The organism is Pseudomonas sp. TH06 (assembly GCF_016651305.1).
Taxonomy (GTDB): domain Bacteria; phylum Pseudomonadota; class Gammaproteobacteria; order Pseudomonadales; family Pseudomonadaceae; genus Aquipseudomonas.
Genome location: NZ_JAEKEC010000001.1, coordinates 678,295 through 700,610, shown reverse-complemented (window position 1 = coordinate 700,610; position 22,316 = coordinate 678,295). Strand labels below are relative to the sequence as shown.

Genomic DNA, 22,316 nt, shown 5'->3' with positions numbered 1-22,316 from the left:
TTTGTGACTGTCCAGTTCTATGCAATAGCCAGCACGATGGCCGATGTTTGCGCAAAATATGTGACCGTGTGATTTGATCCGGTCATTCCGCAAGATAGGCGGTGATACAAATGACGCTATCGCGAGCAGGCTCACTCCTACAGTTGGAATGCGTTCCCCTGTAGCAGTGAGCCTGCTCGCGATAGCGGTCTATCAGACGCGAAAGGCCTGAACGGCTGTATGCAGTTGCCCGCCCAATACCAGCAAGTTCTCCCCCTGTTCGCGCCCGCGACCGATACGCACCAGGTTATCCCCACCCAACTGATGAATGCGCTCGCTGTGATCGCGAATCTCGCTGACCGCGCCGCTTTGCTGCGCGGTGATATCGGCAATGCGGATCGCCGTGTCGGAAATGGTCTGGATCGCACCGACGATTTTATCCAGCGCCCCGTCCGCCGCTTGCGCCTGATTGGCGGTGGCTTCGGCGTGTTCGACCTGCGTACGCATGCCTTCGACCGATTGCCGGGCAGCGGTCTGCAGGCCGGCGATCAGGGTCTGGATCTCCGCCGTCGCCCCGGCCGTACGCTGCGCCAGCGAGCGCACCTCCTCGGCTACCACGGCAAAACCGCGACCCATTTCCCCAGCCCGCGCCGCCTCGATCGCGGCGTTGAGTGCCAGCAGATTGGTCTGGTCGGCAATCGAGCGGATTACGGTCAAGACGCCGCCAATGGTCGCCGACTCCTCGGCCAGATGTTCGATCATCTGCGCATTGCCTTGCACTTCACCGACCAGGGCGTGCAGGCCGGTCAGGCTCTGGCCGATGACGGTTTGGCCGTGTTCGACGGCCAGCCCTGCGTGACGACTGGCATCCGCAGCCTGCCGCGCGTCGCCGGCCACTTGCTGGATGGTCGCTTCCAGCTCACCCAAGGAATCGCGAATCAGTGCGGTGTCACCGGCCTGATGCTCGGCGCCGCTGTGCAGATCGTTGCTCAGTTCGGCGAGGGTGCGGCTGCTGCCCGCCACTTGTTCGGCATTGCCGCGAATGGTCGCGACCAGGTCCACCAGATAAGCGCGCAGGCGATTGAGCGAAGCTTCGATGTCGTGCAGTTCGCGATTGGTTTTGCCCAGATGTATGTCGCGGCTGAAATCACCTTCGGCCCAGGTCGACAGTGCGGGCGCCAGATTGGTCAGGGTGCGGGCCAGACGCCGCTGCAAGGTATCGATCAGCAACGCGATCAACAGGATCAGACCGATCATCACGCCCTGCATCAAACGGACTTCGCCCTGGATTTGTCCGTGCTGCGCGCGCACCACAGGCTCAAGTCCGGCGATGGATTGCTGGACGGCAGCGATTTTCAAATGAGTGGCGGTGCTCAGCTCGGTGCGCTTCTGGATTTGCTCGCGAGTGCGTGCGAGTTCAGCGGGGTAGCGGCCCAGCAGGCTGTTGAGTTCACGTTTGAGGCCGACGCCGGCATCTTCGGTCGCGGCTTTTTCAGTGCTCTCGATACCCATCATTGCGGCGAAATCATCGCTGCTCGATTCATTGCTGGCGACCACCCCGAGCAAGGGCAGGGCGTCGATTATTTGTGCCTGAGCACGGATATTGCTCACTTCGCGCTCAACATCGGTGGCGAGTTCACTGCGGCCACTGCTGACCAGTTTGTCCCGTGCCAGCGACAGTTTGCCCAGATGCTGAGAGGCGCTGAGCAGTGGCGTCAGGTAAGTCGCGTTGCCGTTGGCATAGGTGCTGAGCTGGTCGAGGCTGGCGCTCAATTCGCGTTCGGCCTGCAACAGCAAGCCCTGCGGATCACCGGCCAGTTTGCCGGCAGCGAGCAAGTCGGTTTTGCTGAACTCTTCAAGACCCGACAGGCTCGGGCGCAGGCTGTCGGCAAGCGCTGGCGGCAGTTCGCCGAGTTCTTTCTGCAAGCCGTCGATAGCCTGACTGGCGCTGCTCAGACGCAGGGCATCGCCGCTGGCGAGGTAGTCCTCGATGTTGCGCGCCACTTCATTCTGAAACTGCTGCGACAGCCCCAGATAACGCTCCATTAACAGATACGGGCGTTCGAGGGCTTTTTGCGACCACCACAAAGTGGCGCCGAGGGCTACGCACACGGCGACCAGCAGCAGAGTGTTGAGATTGGTGAGCAACTTCAGGCGCATGACGGCTACCAACGGCAGAAATGGTAAGCGCCTGAATTTATTGCGGTTCTGTTACAGGGTTATGACCGAATCGGTGGATTCCGATGAAAAAGTGGCACTTTGCTGTGAGTCCCGTGCGGTCTGCACCCGATTGCGCCCGGCACCCTTGGCGCGGTACAGCGCCTCGTCGGCCTGGCTGGCCATCATCAGGCTGTCGGAGTCGTCACGCATTTCCACGACACCGGCGCTGAAGGTGCACCACAGATCCTGCGGCTGTGCCGGGTAATGGATTTCGGCGAAGCGCTGGCGGATCTCGTCGAGCACTTTGTGCGCCGCCTCGATATCGGTGTCTGGCATGACGATGGCGAACTCTTCGCCGCCGTAACGGCCGATGAAATCGGTCTTGCGCAAACGTTGCTTGAGGAACAGCGCCAGGCTTTTGATCACGCGGTCGCCCATCGGGTGGCCGTGGCTGTCGTTGACCCGTTTGAAATGGTCGATGTCGAGCATGGCAAAGCTCAGCGGCTTGTTTTCGCGGCGGGCGCGGAACGAGCAGTCTTCAAGCAATTGCAGGATATGCGTGTGGTTGTACAACCCGGTGAGGCTGTCGCGGACCATTCGCGCCTTGAGGTTGCGCGCGCGGGCGGCGCGGTTGCGCACCGTGGTGATCAGGTGGCGCGGCTTGATCGGTTTGGTCAGGAAGTCGTCGCCGCCTTCACTCATGGCGTCGAGCTGTTTATCCAGATCGTCCTCGGCCGACAGGTAAATGATCGGCACGCTGACGTAACGGTCGTTGTGGCGGATGACCTTGGCCAGTTCGGTGCCGGTGCAGGCCGGCATGTACATGTCGAGGATGATCAGGTCCGGCTGGAAATCCGCCAGCTCCGCCATTGCCTGAATCGGTTCGATCAGCGTACGGGTGACGATGCCGGCGCTGTTGAGCAGGCGTTCGGTGTGCAAGGCCTGCGCACGCGAATCGTCGATGATCAGCACTTTATAAGGTTCGTACTGGGCGACGCAGGTGAGGACTTCGATCTTCTCCAGCAGGCTCGACGCTTCTAGGGTGCCGGTGAGGAACTCCTGGCCGCCGGCGCGCACGGCGGCGAGGCGCGTCGGCGTGTCGGTTTCGTGCAGGCTGAAGAACAGTAGCGGCAGCGGCTCGTCCAGCCCGACCTGGGCTTCGGCGGCCAGTTTCAGACCGATGCCCGGGCCGCTGAAGTCGACGTCCATGACAATCGCCGCTGGCAAGCGCTCGATCATTGACGAGCGATACGCCGCGACGCTGTCCAGCGCCTGGGCGCTCAAGCCAAAGAACTCCAGTTGTTTGGCCAGCCGCTCGGCGCGGTCGTGATCCTGCAGCATCACGTAGATCGGTTTGCGCAACGGCGGCAGGAAAGTCTGGTCGAGTTGATCGCCATGACGCAGGCCGGTGCGCGACAAGCGCTGCATCAAGCGATTGAGGTCGGTGATCAGGCCGCTGCTCAGGCGACCGCGATTGGCGTCCACCGCTTCCAGCGACTGACTGATATGGCGCGCGAGCTGAGTGTGCTCGGGCTGTTCGAAACGCTCGGCAAAACGCAGCAGGCGCAAGTTGGCCTCACTCAGTTCGGCGAGGTCGACGGTGGACCATTCACTGCGTTGCAGGCGCTGCCATATCTCAAGAATCTGACGTGCCTGATGAATTACCCGCTGGGCAAAGTGGTGCTTGAGACGCTCACGGCTGGGGTCTTCTGGCTCGGTCATATCCTGACTACTAGTTAGGCTGCATGCTGAGATCGACTGGTGGCTCTATGCTAGCACCTCTTTTCCCTTAGACGAGTGTCGTACGTCAATAATCTGCAATGCGTCACTATTCAGTTTCTGACCGATCGGTTTTAATTTCGACCTGTTCGTCGCTCAAGTGCCCGTATGCTGGGGTTCTGATGGCGAATCGGCAGGCGTGCCGTTGAATTTCTCGCGGCACTGTCATCATCGTCGTGAATGCGCTTTATGAGGCTTATCAATGCTCTGCGGCGGTGTGCCAGGGGAGGTGACATCAGGGATTCCCTTAGTTCTGACAGATGCACCAACGGCCGTTGCGATTTGCTGCTTATCTTTATGCGCAGGTGCCCGGCCTTGGCACGTTGTTGTATGGTTGTGGTCGAACCGATGAACTCAAGTGATTGAAAGGATATCGCCATGCTGGACTGGAAAAACCGCGCGGGCAGCGCGCCTGAACGTGCCGCCGAGCCCAAGTCGGCCACCCGCAGCTATGTCGGTGGGTTGCTGTTCAGCCGCGCGCTGGCCACGCTCATTGGTATTTATCTGCTGGTGACCATTGGTCTGGGCTGGTACTGGAGCCAGGAGCCGGCGCTGTTTCCGGTGGCGCAAAACGCCCAGGCGGCCGCCGAAAAAGAAGGCAAGCAAATGGTGGTCGGCTATACCACGGTCGAAACCCTTAAGACCGTCGCCAGCACTTTGCTGGACAAACCGGGCGGCTACATTTCCAATGACCGTTTCCCGCCGGGTCTGTGGATGGATAACACGCCGAGCTGGGAATACGGCGTGCTGGTGCAGGTGCGTGACCTGACCCGCGCACTGCGCAAGGACTTCGCCCGTTCGCAATCGCAGTCGGCGGAAGATGCCGATCTGGCCAAGGCCGAACCGCGCTTCAACTTCGACAACAAGAGCTGGATCCTGCCGTCCAGCGAGTCGGAATATCAGGAAGGCATCAATTCTTTGAGCCGCTATCAGGCCCGTCTGTCTGATCCCACCCAGAAAAACGCCTTGTTCTACGCTCGCGCCGACAACCTCAACAACTGGCTGGGCGACGTCGGCACCCGTCTCGGGTCGCTGTCGCAGCGTCTTTCGGCCAGCGTCGGTCGAGTCAAACTCAACACTGCGCTGAAAACCGAAGTTCCAGCGGTCGGCGAAGTGCCGCAGGTTGACGAAGAAGTCGTCGAGACTCCATGGATGCAGATTGACAACGTGTTCTACGAAGCGCGCGGTCAGGCCTGGGCACTGTCGCATTTGCTGCGTGCCATCGAAGTCGACTTCGCCGATGTGCTGGCGAAGAAGAACGCCACCGTCAGCGTGCGCCAGATCATCCGTGAACTGGAAGCGTCGCAAGAGCCGGTCTGGAGCCCGATGATCCTCAACGGCAGCGGCTTCGGGGTGCTGGCCAACCACTCGCTGGTCATGGCCAACTACATTTCCCGAGCCAACGCCGCCGTCATCGATCTGCGTCAACTGCTCAATCAGGGCTGAGTCATGAGTCAAAGCACCAAGGAAGCGGCGCACCGTGCCGCTTCGGATGCCGAACAGATCGCCTGGGTCGACGAGCAGGACAACCTGCTCGGCGCGCTGGTGCGGGCCGATTTGCGCGAGCGCGGGCTGATCGGCCGTGGCACCTACATCATGCTGTTCAATTCCGCGGGTGAGCTTTGCGTGCATCGCCGCACACTGAGCAAGGCGATCTACCCTGGTTACTGGGATGTTGCAGCGGGTGGCATGGTCCAGGCGAACGAGACTTACGCCGAGTCGGCGGCCCGTGAGCTGGAAGAGGAATTGGGTGTGAGCGGTGTGGAGCTTACCGCTCACGATCATTTCTACTTCGAAGACACCGGCAATCGTCTGTGGTGCTCGGCATTTTCCGCGGTGTGGGACGGGCCGCTGAAACTGCAGCCTGAAGAAGTCCTCGAAGCACGCTTTATTCCGGTCGGGCAGGTCATGCGGGAAATCGAACAGAAGCCTTATTGTCCGGACTCTCTGGCAGCGTTGAAGCGCTATTTGAAGGCTCAGCAAAGCGACGTCGCAAAGAACACATAAATTGGCGCCGATTGGCACTTAGCAATCGGGTTTTTTGCCGTTACACTGCGCGACCTTTTCAAGCTGCACCGGCCTGCTTTTATTGAAGAACCGGTGCAGTAGCGCTGCCCCTGCCTGAGTGGGGCTTCGCGGTCGATGACCTTGCCCAAGGTCGCGATCAGTCTTTGTCCTCCCAAGAGGATTGCCGGTGGCCAAAAAAGCCGCATCCTTCGCCGCCCTTGGTGGCCTGGTATTTTCCACCGACGCAGGTCGTCATTGCCCGGAATGCAGTAAGCCGGTGGACGCCTGTATCTGCAAACAAACCGTGATCCCGGCCGGCGACGGCATTGCCCGCGTACGCCGCGAGAGCAAGGGCCGTGGCGGCAAGACGGTGACCACCATCACCGGCGTGCCGCTGGCCGAAGACGCGCTCAAAGAGTTGGCGACAACGTTGAAGAAACGTTGCGGCACCGGCGGTGCGTTGAAGGACGGGATCATCGAAATCCAGGGCGATCATGTCGAGCTACTCTTGGCAGAGCTGATCAAGCACGGTTTCAAAGCGAAGAAGTCCGGCGGCTAGCAGCCTCTGTGAAAACCACCTGCGGCTTGATCCGGCTCTGAACAGTTTCAGACCCGGCGTCGTCTCCATGGTTTTCACAGAGCCTGTTCATGACCGGTTTCTAAACTCCACGCGATCAGTGCGGTCTACCGCCGCGCTGACGAACCGTCATTTTCATTCTTTAGACTGCGCCGGCCTGAACGTCAGGCGACGCACTATGACTTCTTTATAGGGGACTTCGATGTCCGTACGACGCACACGCAAAGACGATGGCAGCCAATGGACAGTTGCGGACAGCCGCAGTGTTTACGGGATTCGCCATTGGGGGGCCGGGTATTTCGCGATCAATGACGCCGGTCGCGTCGAAGTTCGTCCGAACGGCCCGAGCAGTTCGCCTATCGACCTGTTCGAGCAAGTCGACCAACTGCGCAAGAGCGGTTTGTCGTTGCCGTTGCTGGTTCGTTTCCCCGACATCCTGCAAGACCGTGTTCGCCAGTTGACCGGTGCTTTCGACTCGAACATCGAGCGTCTGGAATACCAGAGCAAGTACACCGCGCTGTACCCGATCAAGGTCAACCAGCAAGAAGCGGTGATCGAGAACATCATCGCCACCCAGGACGTTTCCATCGGTCTGGAAGCCGGCTCCAAGCCTGAGCTGCTGGCCGTGCTGGCACTGGCGCCGAAGGGCGGCACCATCGTCTGCAACGGTTACAAGGACCGCGAGTTCATCCGTCTGGCGCTGATGGGCCAGAAACTCGGCCACAACGTGTTCATCGTGATCGAGAAAGAATCCGAAGTCGGTCTGGTGATCGACGAAGCCGCTTCGCTGAAGGTCAAGCCGCAGGTCGGTCTGCGCGTGCGTCTGTCGTCGCTGGCTTCGTCGAAGTGGGCGGACACCGGTGGCGAGAAATCCAAGTTCGGTCTGTCGGCGGCGCAGTTGCTGTCGGTGGTCGAGCGCTTCCGCGCTGCCGGTCTGGATCAGGGCATTCGCCTGCTGCACTTCCACATGGGCTCGCAAATCGCCAACCTGGCTGACTATCAGCACGGCTTCAAGGAAGCGATCCGTTACTACGGCGAGCTGCGCAACCTCGGTCTGCCGGTCGATCACATCGACGTCGGTGGCGGTCTGGGCGTCGACTACGACGGCACGCACTCGCGCAACGCCAGTTCGATCAACTACGACATGGACGATTACGCTGGTGTCGTGGTCGGGATGCTCAAGGAATTCTGCGACGCGCAGAGCCTGCCGCATCCGCACATCTTCTCCGAAAGCGGCCGCTCGCTGACCGCCCACCACGCGATGCTGGTGGTGCAGGTGACCGACGTCGAGAAACACAACGACGAAATCCCGCTGATCGAAAACAAGGAAAACCTGCCGGAAACCGTGCAGTGGCTGGTTGACCTGCTGGGTCCGACCGACATTGAAATGGTCACCGAAACCTACTGGCGCGCCACGCACTACATGAGCGATGTTGCCGCACAGTATGCCGACGGCAAACTGACCCTGGCCGAGAAAGCCCTGGCCGAGCAGTGCTACTTTGCCGTGTGCCGTCGCCTGCACAACTCGCTGAAGGCGCGTCAGCGTTCGCACCGTCAGGTGCTCGACGAACTCAACGACAAACTGGCCGACAAGTACATCTGCAACTTCTCGGTATTCCAGAGCCTGCCGGATACCTGGGCGATCGATCAGGTGCTGCCGATCATCCCGCTGCACCGTCTTGACGAAGAGCCGCTGCGCCGCGCGGTGCTGCAGGATCTGACCTGCGACTCCGACGGCAAGATCAACCAGTACGTCGACGAGCAAAGCATCGAGACCAGTCTGCCGGTACACGGTTTGAATGAGGGCGAAGACTACCTGCTGGGCGTGTTCCTGGTCGGCGCCTATCAGGAAATCCTCGGCGACATGCACAACCTGTTCGGTGATACCGACTCGGTGAACATCTACCAGAACGCCGATGGCAGCGTGTACCACGCCGGCATCGAGACCCACGACACCATCGAAGACATGCTGCGTTACGTGCACTTGTCGCCGGAAGAACTGATGACTCACTACCGCGACAAGTGCGCCAGTGCCCGCATCAGTGCCAGCGAGCGCACGCAATTTCTCGATGCCTTGCGTCTGGGCCTGACCCGCTCCTCCTACCTGTCTTCCTGAGGCCAGGTTGCAATCTTGCCGGGTTGTCTGAAATTTTCCCGAAAGCTGTGGAAAACTCGGATGACCCGGTGGGATATGTCCCAAAATCTTCGCGAAATGCTTGGCTATCCCGGCCAGCAAAGTCATCCGGTCTGCTTTTCGCGTAGGTCATTTCCTAAGTTGTACTTCAGCTCTCTACTCGGCCATGGCTCTCGGCGAGAATCCCCGACCGCCCCTCCTGTAGAGATCCGCCTATGTTCGATCAAGTCTACGAGTCGTCGTTTCGTCTCGATGTAGCGGGCCTGTCCGACCCTTTCGAAGTCCTGGCCTTTACCGGTAGCGAAGCCCTCAGCGAACCCTTTGCGTTCGAAATCGATGTGTTGATCGATGATCCGCAACTGGATCTCGCCGGTCTGCTTTACCGTGGCGCGTATTTGTGTTTCGGGCCGTCGGGGGAGGGTGTGCACGGGCAATTGCAGAGCCTTGTCCAGCATGAACACGGGCTCGGTTCGCGGTTGTGCCGGATTCGTCTGGGGCCGAAACTCGGTTGCCTCGATCTGCGTATCAGTCAGCGAATCTTCAGTGGCCGTACGGTGCCGCAGATCATCGAGCAAGTGCTCAGGGAGCATGGGATTGTCGGCGCTCAGCGACGCTTCGAGCTGCACGGCGAATACCCGGCCCGCACGTTCTGCACGCAATACCGTGAATCGGATCTGCAACTGCTTCAGCGTCTGTGCGCGCAGGCGCGGATTCACTACTTCTTCGAACACGGCCGCGACCGGCATTGTCTGGTGTTCGGCGATGATCAGGCGCAGTTGCCCTTGGCAGGCGCCGCGCTGTATCAGGATGCACACGATGGTCATAACGTCGCCCCCTCGGTGCATCACTGGCAATTTGAAGAAACGTTGCAGGCGGATTCGCGGCAGGCGCAACGTGCCGAAGGGCGCAGTGACCTGACCACGTTGCGCAGCGGCCAATGGTTGCGCTTGGTCGGTCATCCGTTCGCCGAGTGCAATCGTCAGTGGTTGTTGACCCGCATTGAACATTGCGTTGATCCATCCCTCGATCTGCCTTATGCCAACCGGCTGTTTGCCGCTGCGCAGCTGTCGCCTGCGACGGTTCCGGCACCGTCACGGCTGCGCATGCACAGCCTGCAACGGGCCTGGGTGGTGACGGTCGACGAGCCGCAGCCCGACCGTTTGCGGCCGGTGGCGGTGCAGTTCGACTGGCTCTATCAGGGCGAGGGCGCGGCGCCGAGTCACTGTTGGCTGCCGCTCGCGCCGGCCTTGGCCGAGGCGCCATTGGCGGCACTGGGCGATGGGGTCGAGGTGGTGGTCAGCTTCTTTGAAGGCGACCCGGATCAACCGATGATCAGCGGCGTCTTGCAAGCGCCGATTGCTGTCGCGGGCATCACCGATGATCCACCGTTACCGCTGCCGGACAAATTGGTCAGTGAAGGTTTGCAGCAGTTGCTGGTGTCTGGCGAGCCGTTGTTACTGCTATGCCTGATTCCGGGCGGCGGCAGTTTCAGCCGCTGCGCAGAGGCCGTGTGCAGTTGTCGGCTGATGGCTTCGCTTGAACAGAGCGGTGCAACATGAGCGGCGCGGCGCTTGAGCCGATGGCGCAATGGCTGCTGCTCGACGGCCCGGATGCCGCGCGGGCATTGACGATATTACGCCAGGCATTCCCCGGCATACGGCGCTTCTGGCTGTTCGAGGGGACCGAGTTCGAGCCAGTCAGCGAACACGGCCCGTTGCTGGTCGAGCTGTGCGACAGCTTGGCGTTGGCAGCGTTGTGTCACAGCGATCCGGATACCTGGCGCGGGCTGTTGCTCGGCAGCGAGGCATCGGCTCCGGCGTTGCTGAGCCACTTGCAGCGCATGCTCACGGTCTCGTTCGGATTGAACCATCGGGCCTTGCTCAGCTACTACAACCGCCAGACCGCGAGCTATTTTTTCGACGCCTGCGATGCCGGCGAATTGAGCCGCTGGCTCGGGCCGATCCGCCAGTTGCGCTGGTTCGGCGGCACCTGGGCCGACCGTGCGATCGGCAGTCAGGGCTGGCAGCAGTTGCGCAATCCGGGGTTGGTTGTCGAGCCCCTGAACATCGAAGAAAGCCTCACCCGGCGTCAGCGCGAACGCTTGCAGACTTGTCTGCTGGAGCAGCACATCTGGCGTTGGTGCCAATCGCTGGGAACCGACTACGCAGTGATGGCCTCCCATGTTCAACAGGGGCTGGCGCTGGGTTTCAGCGACCGCACCGTGCTCGATGGCTGGCTGTGGCTACGCTTGCTGCATCCGCGTGCCGTGCTGGTGTCGCCACCCGAGGGATTGACCCAGCAGGAGCGGCTTGAGCATGTGCGGCGCCAATGGCGCGGTGATCCGGTTTGATGTGAGGTGCGGCACCTATGAGAGCTTTTTTTCGGCAAGGGATTGGCGCGCTGATCGGCGCTGTAGTGCTATTGGCGCTGAGCGCCTGTTCGCCGGTGAAACTGCTCAACGCCATGACGCCGGACAGCACCTTCAAGAAAACCGCAGACATTGCGTATGGCGACGATCCTCGGCAAAAACTCGATGTGTACGTGCCACGGCAGGCGCTGACGGATGCGCCGGTGGTGGTGTTCTTCTACGGTGGCAGCTGGAACAGCGGTGCGCGCGAAGACTACAGTTTTGTCGGCGAGGCGCTGGCGTCTCGCGGCATCGTCGCGGTCGTGGCGGATTATCGGTTGTATCCGCAGGTGCGTTATCCCCTGTTTCTTGAGGATGGCGCGCGGGCGGTGGCCTGGACCAGGGCGCACATTCGCGAATATTCCGGCAATCCGCAGCGCTTGTATCTGATGGGGCACAGTTCGGGTGGCTACAACGCGGCGATGCTGGCGCTCGATGGCAGCTTGCTCGACGCGGTGGGCATGTCACCGAAGGATCTCAGTGGCTGGATCGGTCTGGCAGGGCCTTACGATTTTCTGCCGATCAAGAATCGCGATGTGCGTCCGGTGTTTTTCTGGCCGGACTCACCGCCGCAATCGCAGCCGATCAACCATGTCAGTCACGGCGCGCCGCCCGCCCTGCTGATCGCAGCGAGCAAGGATGACCTGGTCAACCCGACACGCAACACCGGCGGGCTGGCGCGCAAACTGCGCGAAGCCGGGGTGCCGGTGCAGGATCTGTACTATTCGCGGCCCAGTCACATCACCTTGGTGGCGACGCTGTCGCGACCGTTGCGGCGACTGGCGCCGGTGCTCGATCAAGTGGTCGGCTTCGTCGAGCACACGCCGACTCAGTGAGCGGCGCCGTTGAACCAGCCATCGTTGCGCTTGAGCCACCAGGCTTGCGCCCCGAGGGTCAGGCTGCGCAGCACCATGAACAGCAGAAACGTTATCCACAGACCATGATTGCCCAGACCTTGCAGCAGCCAGGCGAACGGCACGAGCAAAACCACGGTCATGAGCATGCCGTTGCGCATTTCCCGGGCACGGGTGGCGCCGATGAACAAGCCATCGAGCAAGTAGCTCCACACCGCAATCAACGGCAGCACGGCGAGGTAGGGCAGGTAGATAAACGCGGTGTCGCGCACGCTTTGGATGTTGGTCTGCATTTCGATGAACAGGTGCCCGGCCAACAGAAACAACAGGGCAAAGCCGAGACTGGCAATCAGTGACCAGCCACCGGCAACCACCAGCGAACGGCGTAAGGCGAGGCGATCACGGGCGCCGATGGCGTGGCCGCACAACGCCTCGACCGCGTGGGCCAGTCCGTCCAGCGCATGGGCCGTCAACAGCAGTCCGTTGAGCAACAGGGCGTTGGCGGCGACCGTCGCATCGCCGAGCCGCGCGCCTTGCACGGTGATCAGGAAAAACACCGATTGCAGCGCCAGGCTGCGAATGAAAATGTCGCGATTGACCGCCAGCAGCGGTCGCCAGCTCTGCCACAGCTTGAGTGCGGCCCAGACGATATGCCCGGGATAGGCGCGCAGTGCGTTGCGCGTCAGCAGCAGGCCGAGCAGGGCACCGCACCATTCAGCGATCACCGAGGCCCGGGCCGAGCCGACCACACCCCAATCCAGACCGATGACGAACCACAGATTGAGAATGATGTTGATCAGGTTGGTGGTCAGCAGAATCGCCAACGGCGCCCGCGCGTTCTGGGTGCCCAAGAACCAGCCGACCAGCGCATAACTGGCGAGCGCTGCCGGCAGGCCGAACAGTCGGGTGTGGAAAAAGTCGCGAGTGAGTTGATCAAGCGCCGCCGACGGCTGCATGAAGTGCAGCGCCACACCGCTCAGCGGCACGCCCAAGGTGCCGAGCACCAGCGCCAGCCCCATCGCCAGCAACAACCCCTGCAAGAGGATCTGCCGCAACGCCGCACCGTCGCTGCGCCCGGCGGCCTGAGCTGCGAAACCGGTGGTGCCCATGCGCAGAAAACCCATGGCCCAGGCCAGGAAGGTGTACAGGCTGGCGCCGACCGCCACCGCGCCGAGTTGATGGGCGTGCGGCAAATGGCCGATGACGGTGCTGTCGACCAGCGCCACCAGCGGTACGGAAATATTCGACAGGATCATCGGCGCGGCCAGCGCCCAGACCTTGCGGTGGGTCGGGCGGTCGCGCCAGTCGGCAATCAGGTTGGACATGCGGGCTCCTTGGGGGAGCGGGCATTGTAGCGATTCCTCAGGTTGGAAACGCGATTCACTGTAGGAGTGAGCCTGCTCGCGATAGCGTCCGTTCAGTCACAAAAGCTTCGAAGGACTCACCGCCATCGCGAGCAGGCTCACTCCTACAAGGTGTTGTGATGTCAGTGAATAATCCAGCTCAACAGCCACAACCCCAGCAGCAACCAGATGATCCCGGCAATGATCGACGCATTCATGAACGCGCGAATCGCTGACCACAGCAGCATCAAGCCGACGATCAACGCGATGATGCTGATGATTGAAGTGTCCATCCCCAGCGTCTTGGCCAGCCCGTCGACAAAGTTGCCACCGGCATTGCTCAGAATGTTGAACAAGCCACTGAGGCCATCGACGATAAAGCGGATGACTGAACCGAGTGCCTGGCCGAGCCATTCGAAAAAGCTTTCTACCTGCATGTGTGCATCCTGAGAAATTGGCATTGAGCCTTTGGCCGCAGCAGCCATGGTCGAGTTCCGTGACGGGAGTATGGCGTAATCCTGTAGGAGCTGCCGCAGGCTGCGATCTTTTGCTGTTGTTTGTGAAAAGACAAGATCAAAAGATCGCAGCCTGCGGCAGCTCCTACAACACACTTGCCTTCGCCGGACTTCCCCCCGAAGCTATACGCCTTCAGGAGAGCCCGATGAACCTTGTTGAACTGACCGAACGCCTGCACGCCATTCGCGACCGCAATGACTGGCGGCAATTTCACAGCCCGAAAAACCTCGCCATGGCCGCCAGCGTCGAAATGTCTGAGCTGGTGGAGATCTTCCAATGGCTGACGGAAGACCAGTCGCGCCAGTTGCCGGCGGACAAACTCGCCCACGCCGGGCAGGAAGTCGGCGACATCGTCCTGTATCTGTTACTGCTGTGCAGCGAGTTGGGGTTGGACATGAATGAAGTGGTGCGCAGCAAGCTCGCCGACAGCGAACGGCGGTTCAGCTGATGAGCGACCGGCATTTCGATCGGTTGGCGACCCGCTTCGCCGAGAAAATCTATGGCGGTGCCAAAGGTGCGATTCGCCTCGCGGTGTTGCAGGCTGACCTCGCCGAAGCACTGCCGGATCGTCCGTTGCGTGTGCTCGACATTGGCGGCGGCCTCGGCCACATGTCGCTCTGGCTGGCCGAACGCGGCCATGACGTGACCTTCACCGAGCCGGCCGAGCCGATGCTCGAAGGCGCCCGCCAGCGCTTCGGCGACGCGGGGCAGACTGCGACGTTCATTCAGGCGCCGTGGCAGGAACTGCTCGGTCAACTCACCGAACCTTACGATTTGGTGATCTGCCATGCGGTGCTGGAATGGCTGGCCGAACCCCACGCGATTCTGCCGGTGCTGCACCAACTGACCAAACCCGGTGGCTGGTTGTCGCTGGCGTTCTACAACCGCGATGCGCTGATTTATCGAAATCTGCTCAAGGGCCATTTCAAGAAGATGCGCAAGAACGACATGGCCGGCGAAAAGCAGAGCCTGACCCCGCAGCAACCCCTCGATCCGCGCGAACTGGCAACGCAACTCGAAGGCCTGTGGCAGGTCGAAAGCCAGAGCGGGATACGGGTTTTCCACGACTATATGCCGGTGGAATTCCAGGCCCGCGCCGAACTTGTGGATTTGCTCGAGATGGAGCTCGCTCACCGTCGTCACCCAAGCTTCGCCGGGCTTGGGCGTTACTTGCACTGGATCTGCCGGCCGATCTGATCGGAGCGCGAAATGAAAGCACAATCGGGGTTATTGCTGATCTGTCTGGGGTTGGCCGCGTGCCAGGGCAGTAACCCCTACGTGGCGCAGTCGCGGCCCCTGCCGCCAGCGCCGGCGCAAGCCGCCAATACTTTCGATCGCAGCGCTTACCCGGCGCCACCGCGTGATTATGGGCGTTACCGCAGTTGGGCCTGGCTCAACGGGCAATTGCCGCCGGGCACGGCCTGGGCGGATTCGGCGCAAGTTGCCGAAGCGGTGAGCAATGCGCTGGATCAACGTGGCTTGCGTCCGCTGCACGACAATCGTCCGGCTGACTTGTTCGTCACCGCCAATCTGCGTCTGGAAACCCGCTTGCGTCAGGTGCAGGACGATTACGGCTACTACGGTGGATATGGCGGCTATGATCGTTATGGTCGCGGTTACGGCATGTACAACACCGTGCCGATCGTGCGCACGTATCAGGAGCAGGTTGTGGTGGTGCGGGTCGATCTGTTCGACGCCGGCACTGGCCAGCCGGTGTGGAGTGCCAGCGCCGAGACCGCGAACAAGGGCAGCCAGATCGATCGCACCGATGCGATTCGCGAGGCTGTCGAAAAGGCCATGTCGGCGTATCCTCCCAGCTAGCTTCCGGCATTCGGGAAGCTCCCGCAGGTTCATGTCTTCAAGTGGAGAAAAACCATGTTCCGCCGTCTCGCTTTACTGGCCATGGCCGCGCTGCTCAGTGCCTGCGCCGCCAACCAGGTCAACCATGACTTCGATGCCAGCCGCGACTTTGCCGCCTATCGCAGCTGGAGCTGGAAAGAGCCCGCCCTGCAATACCGCCCCGATGATCCACGGATCAAGAGTGACCTGACCGAACAGCGCATCCGCCAGGCCGTTGCCGATCAGCTCGATCAGCGTGGCTTGCGCCCTGCTGCCGCCGGCGCCAAAGGTGACTTGAGCGTACAGACCTACCTGATTGTCGAGGATCGTCAGCAGCAGGTGACGACCAACTACGGCGGCGGTTGGGGTGGCCCGTGGAATGGCTATTGGGGCGCGCCGATGTACAACGAAACGCGCAACATCACCTACAAGGTGGCGACCATCCAGATCGACCTGCTCGACGGCAAGGACGGCAAACTGGTGTGGCGCGGCAGCGATGAGCAGATGCTCGCCAGCAAGCCGAATCCGGAGGATCGCAGCAACGCCATTCGCGAGACAGTCACCCGCATCCTCGCCAACTACCCTCCACGTTAACTGCTCGTAAAATCAACCCGAACCCTGTGGGAGCGGGCTTGCCCGCGATGACGGCGGCACATTTGGTACTGATGTGTCTGACACACCGTTATCGCGGGCAAGCCCGCTCCCACAGTTTCATTGGTTGATCAAAGTCAGCATTTCATTGCTAGTGGACTGGCTTGTTGCCAGCAGTCTCATTCAGCGCCGTCTACACTCAAATCCACCAATGGAGGTAGCGCTCGGCAGTGCGCCGGCAAAGGAGTGCGCGATGTCGCCTCGTTCGCAATTCAACGGCCCGGCGCGACAGCGCGGGGCGATCGGTCTGATGGCAGCCGCCACCCTGAGTCTGGCGCTGGTGATGATGTTGTTGGTGGTCGATAGCGGTCGGCTGTACATGGAACAACGCAAACTGCAGCGTGTGGTGGATAACTCCGCGCTGGAAGCTGTCAGTCGCGGTGGCAATTGCTTGCCGGGGCTGACAGCCGCCACTTACGCCGGGCAAAGCGCCGTGCGCAATGGCTATGTGGTCGACACCAACAACACCCTTGCCACCACCTGCGGCACCTTGCTGACAGCGGCCACCGGGCTGCGCACGTTCACGGTCGATGCGACGCAGTCGGCGGCGGTCAAAGTGGTCGCCAGTCGCACGGTCATCACCAGTTTTGCCGGCGGCGTACAGGCTTTGTTCAGTAATACGCCAATCAGCCTCAATACCACGCTGAATGCCTCCGCCGTCGCTGCAAAACCGCAGCCGACCGTCGCTCAACTGAACATCCGCAGCACCTTGGCGAGCATCGATACTGCGCAGTCGAACATCCTCAATCCGCTGTTTTCGGGGCTGCTCGGCGGCAACGTCAATCTCACCGCGCTGGGATGGGATGGCTTGCTCAATACCGACATCAACCTGCTCAAATACCTCGACCAACTGGCGATCAACCTCAACGTCGCCGCCGGTAACTACACGCAGTTGCTCAACACTCAGGCGACGGTGACCCAACTGATTCAGGCTGCCGCGACGGTGGTTCAACTCAATGGCGCCACCGCGACGGTGATTACCGCGCTGGGCCAACTGCAAATAGCCGCAATCAACGCCGCACCGGTCAAGCTCGGCGACATTCTGCAACTGCAGACCGGCACCACTGCTGCGGGTCTGGACGCCAATCTGCAATTGCTGCAATTGATTCAAGGCGTGGTGCAACTGGCCAACAGCAAAAGTGCAGTGGCGGCGACCTTGCCGATCAGCGTGCTGGGTCTGGCGAATGTCACGGTGCGGGTCAAAGTCATCGAGCCGCCGCAGTTTTCCGCGATCGGCGACCCGGCGCGGGCCAAGGCCAACCCGACGGGGGCTGACCGGATTTATGTGCGCACCGCGCAGATTCGCACCCTGATCTCGGTGAATCTGCCGGTGCTGAATGGGGTAACCGGGCTGGTCAATGCGGTGCTGGGCCTGGTCGGTACATTGACGCCGACGTTGAATGCGCTGCTGAGCCTGAATCTGGTCGCTACGCTCAACTCCGTCGGCTGTCTACTCGGCGCCGGATGCCAACAGCTTGATCCATTGTTGCTGCCTTCACCGGAAATCGACATTGCCCTGGATGCTGGCGGCGCGATCAGTTATGTCACCGACTACAGCTGCCCGACTGATACCACGGGCACCAAGAGTCTGACGGCCCACACCATCACTTCGGTTGCAGATCTGAAAGTAGGCAAGATCGACCCGACCAACGCGTTTTCATCGGCCGCCGAGCCGACGGTCAAGCCGTTGCCGCTGGTCGATCTCGGCACCGTAACCTGTCACAAGATTCTCGGGATCGGCAGTTGTGACGAAAGCACCCATGTTCAATACGGTGCCGGGGGGATCGCGATCATGGTCAACAGCAGTGTCGTGCAGAACACACAGGATCTGTTGTATTCGAGCAGCACGCCATTCGCCACGCCGGCCAACCTCAAACTGCCGCCGAGCGTTATCACTGCCGCGCCGTCGAGCAATATCGTCAACAGCCTGGCCAACACATTGGCAGGGATCAATCTGATTGTTTATAAACCGCAGGGCAGTAATCCGCTGGGATCGATCGTCACCGGCGTGGCCAGCCTGATCAGCGATGTCACGACCATTCTGCAACCACTGATCACCAATCTGCTGAGCCCACTCCTCGACCCGTTGCTCAACAACTTGCTGAAAAGCCTCGGCGTCAACCTGATGGACGTCGACGTCGGCGCCAACATGACTTGCGGCCAGACCGGCAAAGCCTATCTGGTGATCTAGGCGTCCGCGGCGATCGGCAACTCGATGCAGAACCGCGCGCCTTCGGCCGAGTTGCGCACGCTCAAATGGCCGCCCATGTTGTCGATGATGCCGTAACTCACTGACAGGCCCAGCCCGGTGCCGACGCCGATCGGTTTGGTGGTGAAGAATGGCTCGAAAATTCGCTCGAGCAAACGCGGATCAATGCCGCCGCCATTGTCCTCGACCCACAGCCGGACTTTTTGCCCATCACGCTCGGCGTACATCGAGATCCACGGCTTGAACGTCGAATCCTTCTCGCGTTTGCTCAACAACGCATCCCGCGCATTAACCATCAGGTTGATCAAGACCTGCTCAAGTTGGTCGACATAACCGCGCACCTGCACGACAAACGCCGTCTCGCTGATACGCAGATCCACGCCTTTGCCGCGCATGCCTTCGGCCAGCAACGACAGCGTGCCTTCGATGGCCGAGGCCGGGTTGAACAGCTGTTGTTCGATCTCCGAACGGCGGCCGAATACGCGCATGTGATCGACCACTTTCGCCGCGCGTTGTACCTGGGCGTCGATGCGATTGAGCTTGTCGGTCAGGTAATCGACCTGCACATCGCCGTTGCCCAAGCGCTTGAGCACATTGACGATGGCCATGCGCATCACGTTGAGTGGCTGATTGATTTCGTGGGCAAGCCCCGTGGCCATCTCGCCGAGTGTTGCCATTTTCGCGCTCTGCGTGAGTTGCTGCTGCGAGCGGCGCACTTCGGTGTTGTCGCGGCCCACGGCTTGCACTTCAATCAGCTTGCCGTGCTCATCGAACACCCCGCGATCCGACCAGACCCACCACGCATGTTCGCGGCCGGGCAATTGCAGGCTGATTTCAGCGGTGCTAACCGGCTGCTCTGGAGTCAGCAAGGTCAGACGCTGGACAAACGCGGCGCGTTGCTCGTCGGACATCCAACTGCCCAGATCGACGCCGGGCAATTGCTCCGGCGTGCATTCCAGATACGTCGCCAACGGCCGATTGCCGAACGTCAGAGTCAGGTCCGGGCGATAGCGGCAGATCATCGCCGGCGAGTCTTCGACCAGAATCCGGTAGCGCTCCTCACTCTGCTTGACCTGCTCGGCGGCCAGGGTCGCTTCGGTGACATCCAGCCACAACCCGACAGCCTCTACCGGTAAACCCAGGTCATTGCGCAGCAGCTTGGCTTCATCGAGCAGCCAGTGATAATCGCCGCGACTGTCACGCAGCCGATAACGGGCACGTACCGAGCCTTCGCGCAGTAGATGGCGGGTGCGCTCGAAATACAGGTCGCGATCTTCGGGATGGATCATTTCGATCAGCGCGCCGTCGCCGCAATCGGCCAGGCTCCAGCCCAGCAGCGGTTGCAGGCTGGCACTGAAAAAAGCCGGAATCAAAGCGCCTTCGCTGTAGTGCTGGACGTAAATCACTGCTGGCGAACTGGCGATCAGATTGTCCAGTCGTGCGTGGGCGGCGGCGGCGAGTTGTTGCTGGTTCTGAATGTCACTGATGTCGAGCATGAAACCGACCAGTCGCCGGTGCTCGCCGGTGCCGGTGACTTGTCCCTGCACGCGATACCACATTGGCGTCCGTCCGGCTGCTGCCCGGTACTGACGGACGTTCAGCGTTAACGCTTCGCCGTGTTGTTGCAATGTTTGCAAGCGACTGCGCAGCTCTTCGCGGTCGGCGGGATGGATCTGTCCCAACCAGTCCTCCAGCTCGATTCTGCCGCTGCTCAGGTGCAGGGCGGCCGCCAGCGCAGGCGCCAGTTGAATCCTGTCGTCATCGGCGAGGATCTCCCACCAACCGGTGCCCAGCAGCGTTTGCAGCGACTCGATGCGCTCCAGTTGCAAGTGATGCTGTTGTTCGCGCAGACGACCGAGCAATGGCCCGGCGAGTGACCCGGTCAGCGCCATCCATTCACGCTCCGCGAGCAATGACGCGGCGCTGTCCACCGGGTAAAAGCCACAGAGCAGCCAGGCCACCACGCCACGCTCATCGCTATAGGGCACGGCGAAACCGTCGGCGTTACCGAACAGGCTCTGCACCCGCGAATGTTCATTAAGGCCATGATGCGCGCCCACACGCTGGGGCGCGGAGCCGTGCAAACTGTCCAGCAGCGTGCCCAGTCGCTGGCCGTCATGCCACACGCTCGGCGCATCGTGGGCGCGGTATTGGCGATAGATCTGCCAGCCGTATTCGTCATCATCAAGCAACGCCAGCGCGAGGCAGGGGATGTGCCAGTGTTGGGCGATCACCTGTAATTGTTCGCTGACGACTACTGGCAAACGCAGCAGGCTACAAGCACGCAGTTGTTCGCTGATCTTTCCGGCAATCAACTGGCAGTCTTCGCGTTGGCGCGATTGCTGGCGTTCGAACAAAAGGTCTGCGATGTCGATCAACTGCAACAGCCAGCCATCGCCCATTGGCTGCACCCAACCGCGCAGATGCAAGGTGTGTTTGCCGAGGCCCGGGAAATCGAGATCAAGCAACAGTCCCTGCCACTCCTGCGGTCGACCTTCGATGGTCAATGAGCTGTGCGGTAGTAAATAGTCGCTCAGTGGCAAAGGCTGATCGTGGGGTTTCTGTTGCGCCAGCAGATGCCGCAGTGGACCGGCCATTTGCAACACATCACCGTTGTCGTTCAGGTGCAGGTGCAAACCGGTTGTGGGAGTGCCCAATGGATCGGGCAAGTCATGGATGGCGGTCGGTGCGCGTTTGAGCAGTCGCCCGAAGAGTTTGTCCCCCGCCGTCAAAATTGCAGACTCGACTTGGCTGTCAGATTGGTCGGCAGGTTGGGTACCGTGCCGATGCCCGGCAGCACCAGAAACGGCATGACCTGATTCAACTTGCTGACGGGGTAGTTCACCGAGACGGTCAGTGTGCCGTTGGGGCCGTTGCTGCCGCCGGTGCTGAACACCGCGCTGGTGTCGACGCCAACCACCAGGTTGAAAGCCGGGGGCACCCACTGCAAGCGTTGGGTCAGCGCGGCGTTCGCGGTGTTGACCACGACCGTTGAATAGTTGGGCGTCGTCGGATCAACCGCGACACTGCGGCGTATCGCTTCGGCGGTGGCTTCGTTGAACGACTGCATCATCACGAACGGCAAGCTGTAGCTGACCAAGCCGTAAAACACTGCAAAAAAGATCACGAACACCAGCGCGAACTCAATCGCCACCGCACCTTTTTGCGACTTCCGAGAGCCGGTTTTCATGCGTGCGTCTACCCTGACAGTCACTGCGTAGTATCAGCATAGAATCATTCAGCAAAAACGGACGGTTTTTACCGGATGCACAGTTTTATCCTCTTCATTTGGCTGGTCCTGTGCGCGGCGCAAGATGCCCGCCAGCGACGCATTTCCAACGCGATGACCTTCGGTGCAGCGGCATTGGCATTGGCCTATTTGCTGTGGACCGGGAGCACTTGGCTTGGCGCCGACGCGGGGCAGGGCGGCTGGGCCTGTCTGATTGCGCTGGCGCTGACCCTGCCGGGTTATTTCATGGGCCGAATGGGTGCCGGCGATGTGAAATTAATGACAGCTCTCGGCCTTGCGACGGACGGCGTGTTCATTCTTGGCGTGTTTATTGGCGCGGGGGGCGCCAGCCTGATCTGGGTGCTGCTGGCGCCAAGAGTCTGGCTCCATATGAGTCAAGGGCTTAGAGATCGTCTGCGATATTTAGGGCCTGATAAGTCAAAAAAGCTGCCATTTGCACCGTTCGTGTTAATAGGCGCGGTGTCTGTTCTGCTTTGGATCCATTAGTCGCCAAGCGCCACTAGTCCTATGTACATAGTCGGAAAGTGCGTCTACTTTCAATTTAACTGGTTATACAGCCAAGTGCGGTCAGTACAGGAATGGTCAGCTTTGGCCCGGGACATGGAGTGGTG

19 protein-coding genes are annotated in these 22,316 nt (G+C 60.8%); 13 read left to right on the top strand and 6 right to left on the bottom strand.

Features of this window, described 5'->3' with window-relative positions:
* Positions 1-192: 192 nt before the first annotated feature.
* Positions 193-2,139: a methyl-accepting chemotaxis protein gene (locus tag JFT86_RS03185; protein ID WP_201235690.1), complete on the bottom strand. Its 1,947-nt coding sequence runs from the start codon at positions 2,137-2,139 to the stop codon at positions 193-195.
* Between the two features lie 51 nt (positions 2,140-2,190).
* Entirely contained in the window at positions 2,191-3,861 is a 1,671-nt protein-coding gene (gene gcbA, locus JFT86_RS03180) for a diguanylate cyclase GcbA (protein WP_201235689.1), read from the bottom strand.
* A 435-nt stretch (positions 3,862-4,296) separates the two neighbouring features.
* On the opposite strand from gcbA, the gene JFT86_RS03175 reads away from it, so the two are divergent.
* From JFT86_RS03175 to JFT86_RS03145, 7 genes are all read left to right on the top strand, one after another.
* Positions 4,297-5,364 carry a DUF2333 family protein gene (locus JFT86_RS03175; protein ID WP_201235688.1) on the top strand — a complete coding sequence of 356 codons (1,068 nt, stop codon included), beginning with the start codon at positions 4,297-4,299 and terminating at the stop codon, positions 5,362-5,364.
* 3 nt (positions 5,365-5,367) lie between these two features.
* The gene (locus JFT86_RS03170) at positions 5,368-5,925 is read left to right on the top strand and encodes an NUDIX hydrolase (RefSeq protein ID WP_201235687.1); all 558 of its coding nucleotides are present in this window, start codon (positions 5,368-5,370) and stop codon (positions 5,923-5,925) included.
* A gap of 187 nt (positions 5,926-6,112) precedes the next feature.
* Positions 6,113-6,484 carry a translation initiation factor Sui1 gene (locus JFT86_RS03165; protein WP_007914613.1) on the top strand — a complete coding sequence of 124 codons (372 nt, stop codon included), beginning with the start codon at positions 6,113-6,115 and terminating at the stop codon, positions 6,482-6,484.
* Between the two features lie 220 nt (positions 6,485-6,704).
* Entirely contained in the window at positions 6,705-8,618 is a 1,914-nt protein-coding gene (gene speA, locus JFT86_RS03160) for an arginine decarboxylase (RefSeq protein WP_201235686.1), read from the top strand.
* Between the two features lie 233 nt (positions 8,619-8,851).
* Positions 8,852-10,195, top strand: coding sequence for a contractile injection system protein, VgrG/Pvc8 family (locus JFT86_RS03155; RefSeq protein WP_201235685.1), 1,344 nt, complete (start codon positions 8,852-8,854; stop codon positions 10,193-10,195).
* Entirely contained in the window at positions 10,192-10,986 is a 795-nt protein-coding gene (locus tag JFT86_RS03150; protein WP_201235684.1) for a DUF4123 domain-containing protein, read from the top strand. Before JFT86_RS03155 ends, JFT86_RS03150 begins: the two co-directional genes overlap by 4 nt.
* Positions 10,987-11,003: 17 nt before the next feature.
* On the top strand, positions 11,004-11,879 hold the full coding sequence (locus JFT86_RS03145; protein ID WP_201235683.1) for an alpha/beta hydrolase: 876 nt from the start codon (positions 11,004-11,006) through the stop codon (positions 11,877-11,879).
* On the opposite strand, the gene JFT86_RS03140 is transcribed toward JFT86_RS03145, so the two are convergent.
* Both JFT86_RS03140 and JFT86_RS03135 read right to left on the bottom strand, forming a co-directional pair.
* Entirely contained in the window at positions 11,873-13,222 is a 1,350-nt protein-coding gene (locus JFT86_RS03140; protein ID WP_201235682.1) for an MATE family efflux transporter, read from the bottom strand. The two genes, JFT86_RS03145 and JFT86_RS03140, sit on opposite strands and share 7 nt — an antisense overlap.
* 161 nt (positions 13,223-13,383) lie before the next feature.
* On the bottom strand, positions 13,384-13,677 hold the full coding sequence (locus JFT86_RS03135; protein WP_007914623.1) for a hypothetical protein: 294 nt from the start codon (positions 13,675-13,677) through the stop codon (positions 13,384-13,386).
* Between the two features lie 224 nt (positions 13,678-13,901).
* Between JFT86_RS03135 and JFT86_RS03130 the strand changes: the two genes are divergently transcribed.
* From JFT86_RS03130 to JFT86_RS03110, 5 genes are all read left to right on the top strand, one after another.
* Positions 13,902-14,204, top strand: coding sequence for a MazG-like family protein (locus tag JFT86_RS03130; RefSeq protein WP_007951009.1), 303 nt, complete (start codon positions 13,902-13,904; stop codon positions 14,202-14,204).
* Positions 14,204-14,953, top strand: a complete 750-nt coding sequence (locus tag JFT86_RS03125; protein WP_201235681.1) for a methyltransferase domain-containing protein — start codon at positions 14,204-14,206, stop codon at positions 14,951-14,953. The genes JFT86_RS03130 and JFT86_RS03125 overlap by 1 nt, the downstream gene beginning before the upstream one ends.
* Before the next feature lie 12 nt (positions 14,954-14,965).
* Entirely contained in the window at positions 14,966-15,577 is a 612-nt protein-coding gene (locus tag JFT86_RS03120; RefSeq protein WP_201235680.1) for a DUF4136 domain-containing protein, read from the top strand.
* Positions 15,578-15,631: 54 nt separating this feature from the next.
* Positions 15,632-16,189 (top strand): DUF4136 domain-containing protein, encoded by a 558-nt coding sequence (locus JFT86_RS03115; protein ID WP_201235679.1) that lies wholly within the window; start codon positions 15,632-15,634, stop codon positions 16,187-16,189.
* Between the two features lie 250 nt (positions 16,190-16,439).
* Complete coding sequence (locus JFT86_RS03110; protein WP_201235678.1) at positions 16,440-18,437, top strand: pilus assembly protein TadG-related protein; 1,998 nt, start codon at positions 16,440-16,442, stop codon at positions 18,435-18,437.
* Here JFT86_RS03110 and JFT86_RS03105 read toward each other — a convergent pair.
* Both JFT86_RS03105 and JFT86_RS03100 read right to left on the bottom strand, forming a co-directional pair.
* On the bottom strand, positions 18,434-21,187 hold the full coding sequence (locus tag JFT86_RS03105) for a PAS domain-containing sensor histidine kinase (protein ID WP_201235677.1): 2,754 nt from the start codon (positions 21,185-21,187) through the stop codon (positions 18,434-18,436). The genes JFT86_RS03110 and JFT86_RS03105 overlap by 4 nt on opposite strands.
* Positions 21,184-21,645 (bottom strand): TadE/TadG family type IV pilus assembly protein, encoded by a 462-nt coding sequence (locus tag JFT86_RS03100; RefSeq protein ID WP_201232190.1) that lies wholly within the window; start codon positions 21,643-21,645, stop codon positions 21,184-21,186. The genes JFT86_RS03105 and JFT86_RS03100 overlap by 4 nt, the downstream gene beginning before the upstream one ends.
* A 75-nt stretch (positions 21,646-21,720) precedes the next feature.
* Here JFT86_RS03100 and JFT86_RS03095 point away from each other — a divergent pair, with 75 nt between their 5' ends.
* A complete protein-coding gene (locus JFT86_RS03095) occupies positions 21,721-22,191 on the top strand; it encodes a prepilin peptidase (protein ID WP_201235676.1) in 471 nt (156 codons plus the stop codon).
* Positions 22,192-22,316: the final 125 nt, after the last annotated feature.